General features: G+C 69.4%; 6 protein-coding genes and 1 pseudogene. 3 read left to right on the top strand and 4 right to left on the bottom strand.

What is annotated here, in order from left to right:
• A pseudogene (locus tag AX690_RS23545) lies at positions 1 to 126 on the bottom strand (hypothetical protein); the annotation flags it as partial.
• Positions 127 to 273: 147 nt separating this feature from the next.
• Complete coding sequence (locus tag AX690_RS03375; RefSeq protein ID WP_066681819.1) at positions 274 to 1,152, bottom strand: isoaspartyl peptidase/L-asparaginase family protein; 879 nt, start codon at positions 1,150 to 1,152, stop codon at positions 274 to 276.
• 72 nt (positions 1,153 to 1,224) lie between these two features.
• On the opposite strand from AX690_RS03375, the gene AX690_RS03380 reads away from it, so the two are divergent.
• The 3 genes from AX690_RS03380 (at position 1,225) to AX690_RS03390 (ending at position 4,400) form a co-directional block, all read left to right on the top strand.
• Positions 1,225 to 2,223: an NADPH:quinone oxidoreductase family protein gene (locus tag AX690_RS03380; protein ID WP_066681820.1), complete on the top strand. Its 999-nt coding sequence runs from the start codon at positions 1,225 to 1,227 to the stop codon at positions 2,221 to 2,223.
• Between the two features lie 381 nt (positions 2,224 to 2,604).
• Complete coding sequence (locus AX690_RS03385) at positions 2,605 to 3,495, top strand: SDR family NAD(P)-dependent oxidoreductase (RefSeq protein WP_066681823.1); 891 nt, start codon at positions 2,605 to 2,607, stop codon at positions 3,493 to 3,495.
• On the top strand, positions 3,492 to 4,400 hold the full coding sequence (locus AX690_RS03390) for a DMT family transporter (protein WP_066681825.1): 909 nt from the start codon (positions 3,492 to 3,494) through the stop codon (positions 4,398 to 4,400). The genes AX690_RS03385 and AX690_RS03390 overlap by 4 nt, the downstream gene beginning before the upstream one ends.
• Here AX690_RS03390 and AX690_RS03395 read toward each other — a convergent pair.
• Both AX690_RS03395 and AX690_RS03400 read right to left on the bottom strand, forming a co-directional pair.
• The gene (locus tag AX690_RS03395; RefSeq protein ID WP_066681827.1) at positions 4,388 to 5,362 is read right to left on the bottom strand and encodes an NAD-dependent epimerase/dehydratase family protein; all 975 of its coding nucleotides are present in this window, start codon (positions 5,360 to 5,362) and stop codon (positions 4,388 to 4,390) included. The genes AX690_RS03390 and AX690_RS03395 overlap by 13 nt on opposite strands.
• Positions 5,363 to 5,364: 2 nt before the next feature.
• Positions 5,365 to 5,555, bottom strand: a 191-nt coding sequence (locus tag AX690_RS03400) for a UDP-glucose/GDP-mannose dehydrogenase family protein (RefSeq protein WP_255357049.1), incomplete at its 5' end; no start/stop codon positions are given.

Here is a 5,555-nt window from a genome sequence, read left to right on the forward strand (position 1 = left end):
TGGCGGATAACGGTCGCGCGGAGCGTCGGGCTTCGTCGAAACGGTAACAACACAACAGAACTCCGGACGTCGTCCGGCGCTCCGCGTCCCTTTCCATCCCTTCAGCGAGCGATCGCGTGAAGCGGCGGGGGTGTGCGTGCGTTCAATCCTCCCCCTGTGGGGGAGGCGGTCCGAAGGACCGGAGGGGGAAGAAGCAGGGGCAGCAGGACTTCCCCCTCCGTCCGCTTCGCGGACACCTCCCCCGCTAGGGGGAGGATTCGGAGGCGCTCTTCCTCAGAACGCCGCGCTGACGATGGTCCCGTCGGGCAGCAGGGCGGCGCGTTTCAGGCCGCTGGAGGCGAACGGCATGGCGATGGTTCCCGAGGCGTCCACCGCGATCAGGCCCCCGTGGCCGCCAAGATCCGCGACCTCCTGGATGGCGGCCTGGGCGGCGGCCTCCAGCGTCTGGCCGCCGAAGCGGACGCGATGGGCGATCTGGGCGGCGACGGCGGCGCGGATGAAGTACTCGCCCTGGCCGGTGCAGGAGACGGCGGCGTGGCCGTCGGCATAGGTCCCCGCCCCGATCACCGGCGAGTCGCCGACCCGGCCGGGCCGCTTGCCGAACACGCCCGCCGTCGAGGTGGCGGCGGCCAGGCGGCCCTCGGCGTCGCGGACCACGCAGCCGACGGTGCCGGTGGGCAGGGCGTCGGGAGGATGGTTGTCCTCGAAGGCGCCGGCGCGGGTGAACCAGGCCTCCGGGTCCTCGACGGTCTCGAGGCCCTGGTCGGCGGCGAAGTCGATCGCGCCCTGGCCGGCCAGCATCACGTGGGGGGTGTGCTCCATCACCGCGCGGGCGGCCAGGATCGGGCTCTTGAAGCCCTGCAGGGCGGCGACCGAACCGGCCAGGCGCGTCGTCCCGTCCATCAGGCTGGCGTCGAGCTCGTATTCGCCGTCGGCGTTGGGCGAGGCGCCGCGGCCGGCGATATAGAGGCCGCTGGCCTCCAGGGCGACGACGGTCTCGACGGCGACGTCCAGGGCGCTGGCGCCGGCCGCCAGGCGGTCGCGGGCGGCCTCGACCAGGCCGCGCATGTGGGCGATCTCCACGGCGTAGTCGTGGCCCCGCTTGGCGCCGGCGCCGCCGTGCAGGGCGAGACTAAAACACTTGTTTGACATTCTGCTTCCTTGGCGGCGCGTCCCGCGCTAGCGTCCGGGCCTTGATTAAAGACAATCGCAGGGAGAGGCGAGATGAAGGCGGTGCTCAGCAAGGCGGTCGGCGGCCCCGAGACCCTGGTGCTGGAGGAGCTGCCCGATCCCGTCGCCGGCCCCGGTCAGGTGCTGATCGACGTCAAGGCGTGCGGCGTCAACTATCCCGACGTGCTGATCATCGAGGACAAGTACCAGTTCAAGCCGCCGCGTCCGTTCGCGCCCGGCGGCGAGGTCTCGGGCGTGATCGCCGCCGTCGGCGAGGGCGTGACCCGCTTCAAGGTCGGCGACCGGGTGCTGGCCTCGACCGGCTGGGGCGGCTACGCCGAGAAGCTGGCCCTGGAGGAGGGCCGCTGCACCCACATCCCCGACAACATGCCGTTCGACGAGGCCGCCGCCTTTGTCCTGACCTATGGCACCTCGTACTACGCGCTGAAGGACCGCGGCCATCTGAAGCCCGGCGAGACCCTGCTGGTGCTGGGCGCGGCCGGGGGCGTGGGCCTGGCGGCCGTGGAGCTGGCCAAGGCCATGGGCGCCAAGGTCGTGGCCGCCGCCTCCAGCCAGGAGAAGGTCGACCTCGCCATCAAGCACGGCGCCGACAGCGGCGTCGTCTATCCGAGGGGGCCGTTCGACAAGGACGGCCAGAAGGCCCTGGCCGAGCTCTTCAAGGGCGCCTGCGGCGCGAACGGCTGGGACGTGGCCTATGACGCGGTCGGCGGCGACTATTCCGAAGCGGCGATCCGGGCCTCGGGCTGGGAGGGACGCTTCCTGGTGATCGGCTTCCCGTCGGGCATTCCCAAGGTGCCGCTGAACCTGACCCTACTGAAGTCCTGCGACATCGTCGGGGTGTTCTGGGGCGCGGCCGTGGCCCGCGATCCGAAGGGCCACGCGGCCAACCTGAAGGCCCTAATGGATCTCTACGCCGCCGGCAAGATCCGCCCGTACGTCTCCGAACGCTTCCCCCTGGCGCGGGCCGGCGAGGCGATCGCCCACCTCTCCAGCCGCAAGGCGATGGGCAAGGTGGTGATCACGATCGATTAACCCCGTTTCGTTGGGCTTGGTTAAGGTTCGCTAATCGTCCTTCTTAGCGAAGCAGACAGGTTGCTCGGCGATTGTGCCCCCGGTTCGGTCGCCGCCGAAGACGCTCACCCCACCGAGCGGAGACGGCGGAGGACCGGGCCGCTCACGCCCCGATGCGGACTCTCCGCGTCGAGGCCGCCTCAGGGGGCGCAAGGTGACGCTAGGCAGGCGCGGCGACGGACAGGGGCCTTACGGCGCCGTCGCCGCGCTTGCCGAGTTGCCGCCTGCCCACGAGAAGCACGCCTTTTCGGGTATGGCGCTCTAGCCAAGACGCCCGCGCTTCGCGAAGATGATCAATGATCACCGATCCATGAGAGGTCGGACAGCGCGGAGGCAAACGCTATGGTCGGACGTCTGAACGGCAAGGTCGCCGTCGTCACTGGGGGCTGCTCGGGCATCGGGCTCGGCACAGTCGAACTGTTCGTGGCGGAAGGGGCGCAGGTCGTCGCCGCCGACCTGCAGGACGAGAAGGGGGCGATGCTGGAAAAGCGCTTCCCCGACCGCGTCCGCTACGTCCGCTGCGACGTGACCTCGGAAGCCGACATCACCGCCGCCCTGGGCCTGGCCGAGAGCGCGTTCGGCGGGCTCGACATCCTCTTCAACAACGCCGGCCACGGCGGCACCCCGGCGGGTGTCGAGGACATGACGGTCGACGGCTGGGACAAGACCTTCGCCCTGCTGGTCCGCGGTCCGGCGATCGGCATGAAGCACGCCGTCCCGCTGATGGCCAAGCGTGGCGGCGGCTCGATCATCAACACCGCCTCGATCGCGGGGCTGCAGGCGGGCTTTGGTCCGCTGGCCTATTCGGCGGCCAAGTGCGCCGTGATCCACATGAGTCGCTGCGCGGCCGCCGAGTTGTCGCCGCGCAAGATCCGCGTCAATGCGATCTGTCCCGGCCTGATCGCCACCTCGATCTTCGGCGCCTCGATGGGCCTGCCACGGGAGGTCGCCGACCAGATGGCCGCCCAGGTCGCCCAGATCGGCCCCAAGATCCAGCCGATCCCGAAGTCCGGCCTGCCTGAGGACATCGCCCGCGCCGCCCTCTACCTGGCCAGCGACGACTCCGAATTCGTGACCGGCACGCACATCGTGGTCGACGGCGGCATCACCGTGGGGCCGCGCAGCGCCTGGGACGTCAACACGCCCTCGCCCCTCCTGGCGGCCATGGGCATCACGCCCGAACAGGCCGAGCAGATGCGGGCGGCTCTGATCGCCTCCGGCGGGGCGGGGTGAGCCTGACCCCCAACCTGCGCGGCGCGCTGTGGATGCTGGCCTCGGCCCTCGGCTTCACGGTGATGACGACCCTGATCAAGTTCCTGGGCCCCGGCTATCCGGCGGCCTTGCAGACCTTCTACCGCCAGCTGGCGGGCGTGATCGTGCTGCTGCCGCTGATCGCCCGCGACTGGCGCGCGGCGTTCCGGACGACGCGGCCCGGGATCCTGATCTTCCGCTCCAGCGCCGGGGTGCTGGCTCTGATCATGGGCTTCTACGCCTATCAGAAGCTGCCCCTGGCCGACGCCAACGCGCTGTCGTTCACGCGGACGCTGTGGCTGGTGCCGCTGGCCGCCTTCGTCCTGCGCGAGCCGATCGGGCCGTTGCGGATCGGCGCGGCCCTGGTCGGCTTTGTCGGCGTGCTGATCATGCTGCGGCCCGGCGCGGGCGGGTCCCATGGAGGCGGATGGGACGCCTGGATCGGCTGGCCGCAGGTCTGCGCCCTGGCCTCGGCCTTCCTGTTCGCCCTGACCATCACCGGCATGAAGGTCATGACCCGCGACCACAGCCCCTTCGTGCTGCTGGTCTACGCGGCGGTGCTGGGCCTGATCTTCGCGATCCCGCCGGCGCTGTTCGTCTGGCGCTGGCCAAGCTGGCCGGATTTGGCCCTGCTGGCGGCGATGGGCGTGATCGGAACGCTGACGCAGGGGGCGTACATCAAAGGGATGGAGGCCGGCGAGGCCGCCGTGATGGCGCCGATCGACTATACCCGCCTGGTTTTCGCGGTCGGCGCCGGACTGCTGCTGTTCCACGAAGTTCCAAAGCCGGCGACGCTGGTCGGGGCGGCGATCGTCGTGGCCTCAACCCTCTTCATTTCCTGGCGCGAGCATCAGCTGGCCCAGCGGGCCCAGGCTCAGTCGGCGTAAGCCCGCCGCCAGGCGACGAACTTCGCCAATCCCTCTTCCAGCTTGACCTTGGGCTTGTAGCCACACAGGGCGTGGAGTTTGTCGATATTGGCGAAGGTGGCGGTGACGTCCCCAGGCTGCATCGAACGGAACACTTTCTGGGCTTCGAGTCCGAGCGCCGTTTCGAGCGTCGTGATCATGTCCATCAGGCCGACCGGATCGTTGTCGCCGATGTTGTAGATCTCGTGCCCGCCTTGGGCCGGCGGATGGTCGAGTACGCCGAGAACGCCATCGACGATGTCGTCGATATAGGTGAAGTCGCGAGCCATCCTGCCCTCGCCATAGACCTCGATCGGCTCGCCCTTCAGCATTTTCTCGGTGAAGCCGTAATAGGCCATGTCCGGCCGGCCCCACGGACCGTAGACCGTGAAGAACCGCAGGCCCGACTGCGGAAAGCCGTAGAGCCGCGCGTAGCTCTGGCTGAGCAGCTCGCACGAACGCTTGGTCGCGGCGTAGAGCGACACCGGGCTCTCGGCCGGATCGGTCTCCTTGAAGCCGTCGCCATTCAGCGGCCGGTCGCCATAGACGCTCGAGGAGCTGGCGTAGACCAGGTGCTCCACGTCGGCGTGACGGCAGGCCTCCAGCACCGAGAGATGGCCGGCGAGGTTGCTGCGCTCGTAGGCGAAGGGGTTCTCAAGGGAGTAGCGCACCCCCGCCTGAGCCGCGAGATGGATCACCCGGCGCGCCCCCGAGGTCTTCACCAGCGCGGCCAAGGCGTCATGGTCGGCAATGTCCATCCGGACCATCGCGAAGCCGTCTCGACCTTGGAGGCGCGCCGCCCGGGCCTCCTTGAGAGCCGGATCGTAATAGGCGTTGAAGACATCGACGCCGATCACCGCCTCGCCGCGATCGAGCAGCCGCTCGGCGACGTGGTAGCCCACGAAGCCGGCGGCGCCGGTGACGATGACGGGTGGCCTGCTCATGTTCAGCCGCGCCCGACGCTGGCGTAGGTGAAGCCATGCCGGACCATCTCGGCGGGCTTGTAGACATTGCGCAGGTCGACGACGACCGGAGCCTTCATCAGGAGCTTGACGCGGTCGAGATCCAGGGCCCGGAACTGGTCCCATTCGGTCAGGATGACCAGGGCGTCGGCGCCCTCGGCGGCTTCGTAGGCGC

It is taken from the genome of Caulobacter sp. CCH9-E1, from assembly GCF_001556515.1.
GTDB lineage: Bacteria > Pseudomonadota > Alphaproteobacteria > Caulobacterales > Caulobacteraceae > Caulobacter.